The following is a 1,960-nucleotide window of genomic DNA, read 5'->3' as shown; positions in this document are numbered from 1 at the left end:
CCGGCGCGCCGGCGAGGCCATCATGCTGCGCGATGCCGCCAACCCTCTGGAGCAGCCGCGCAAGGCCTGGCAGTACCTGCCGGGGCAGCGCCGGGTCAAGCTGGCGCCGAACCTGGCCTATGACACCCCGAACCCGGGCACCTCGGGGGCGGGCACCTATGACGATGTGTTCGTGTTCAACGGCGCGCTGGACCGCTTCGACTGGAAGCTGGTGGGCAAGCAGGAGATGATCGTGCCCTACAACACCTATCGACTGACCTATCAGCCCGATGCCAGTGCCCTGACCACCCCGAACTTCCTGTCACCGGATCACGTGCGCTGGGAGAAACACAGGGTCTGGGTGGTGGAGGGCAACCTCAAGGCCGGGGAGCGCCACATCTACGCAAAGCGTCGCTTCTACCTGGACGAAGACAGCTGGGTGGCGCTGGCCTCCGATCAGTACGACGCCCGTGGTCAGCTCTATCGTGGCTCCTTTGCCTTCCTGAGCCAGAGCTATGACAAGGAGACCCCGGATGCGACGCCCTTCATGATCTATGACCTGGTGGCGGGCAGCTACAACATCAACGGCGTGGTGGGTCCCTACGGCGGCATCAAGTACGGCACCTCCCTGTCGAAGGCAAAGTGGTCGCCGGAGTCTCTGGCCGGGGCGGGGATCCGCTGACGCTGACGGGAACCAGGCTCGCCGCAGGCGAGCCCGGCTCCCGGCTGTTCGTGCCGGCGTCCCCGGCGCATATGGAGACAAGGACGTATGGGTTCATTCAACAAGTTGGCGCTGTGCTGCGCCCTGCTGATGCAGGGGGCCGTGCTGGCGTCTGAATACATCGACGTGCTGGATCTGCCAGCCAAGCCGAGCGCCCTGGCCCGGCACAGCGCCCTGCTGGATCTGACCCGTGCCGGGTCGCGGCTGGTGGCGGTGGGGCAGCGGGGTCACATCCTCTACTCCGACGACGAAGGCAAGGGCTGGCAGCAGGCCAGGGTGCCGGTGAGTTCGGATCTGAACGCCGTCGTCTTCCCCACTCCCGAGCAGGGCTGGGCGGTGGGGGGGGATGGCGTGGTGCTGCACAGCCAAGATGGTGGCACCAGCTGGCAAAAACAGCTGGATGGCCGCCAGATAGGGGAGCTGGTCCTGCGCCATTACTCGGCCCTGGCCCGTGCCGAGCCAGGCAACGAGTCCTGGCCACAATGGGTGGAGGAGGGGCAGCGCCTGGTGGAGGAGGGGGCCGACAAGCCGCTGCTCGACGTCTGGTTCCAGGATGAAAGGGTCGGCTACGTGGTCGGGGTCTTCAACCTGATCCTGCGCACCCAGGATGGTGGCCAAAGCTGGACACCGCTGCAGGATCGCACCGACAACCCCCAGGGGCTGCACCTCAATGCCATCGCCCGGGCCGGTGACGACCTCTATCTCGTGGGTGAGCAGGGCCTGCTGCGCAAGTGGGACCCGGGGACGCAGCGCTTCGTCTCCTTGCCAAGCCCCTATGACGGCAGCTTCTTCGGCCTCATCGGCCGACCCGGTGAGCTGCTGATCTACGGGCTGCGCGGCCATGCCTATCGCAGCACGGATGACGGCCAGCACTGGGTACGGCTGGCCAGTCCGCTGCCCATCAGCATCAGCACCGCGATGCAGGGGGCCGATGGCCAGTTCCGCCTGTTTACCCAGGCCGGTCACATGCTGCTCCAGCGTGGCAACGAGCCGCTCACGCTGCTGCCCCAGGCCGAGCCTTCGCCGGTGGCGGGCGCCGCCCTGACCGCCGATGGCACCCTGGCGCTGGTGGGCAGCCGCGGGGTGCGCATGCCGACTGCGGCCAAATAACGTGTGTGAAAGCAGGCCGTCACCGGATGACGGCCCCATAACGATAACGAGGATCCAGAGATGGGCCATGTGAAGCAAGATGCGATGCCGGTGATCCGCGAGTTGGCACAGTTCGAAAGGCACTCCGGCAACCTGCTGGAGCGGCTGGTG

At 66.5% G+C, this 1,960-nt stretch carries 2 protein-coding genes; both read left to right on the top strand.

The window, feature by feature from the left end; translation table 11 throughout:
• Positions 1-661 (top strand): DUF1329 domain-containing protein (locus BN1127_RS22615; protein WP_042648394.1); only part of this gene is annotated, 661 nt, incomplete at its 5' end.
• Between the two features lie 87 nt (positions 662-748).
• On the top strand, positions 749-1,810 hold the full coding sequence (locus BN1127_RS02815; RefSeq protein ID WP_042648393.1) for a WD40/YVTN/BNR-like repeat-containing protein: 1,062 nt from the start codon (positions 749-751) through the stop codon (positions 1,808-1,810).
• The last annotated feature ends 150 nt before the right edge of the window (positions 1,811-1,960 follow it).

The organism is Aeromonas media (genome assembly GCF_000819985.1).
Lineage (GTDB): Bacteria > Pseudomonadota > Gammaproteobacteria > Enterobacterales > Aeromonadaceae > Aeromonas > Aeromonas media.
The sequence above is the reverse complement of the archived record's forward strand: the minus strand, read 5'-3'. Positions and strand labels throughout refer to the sequence as shown.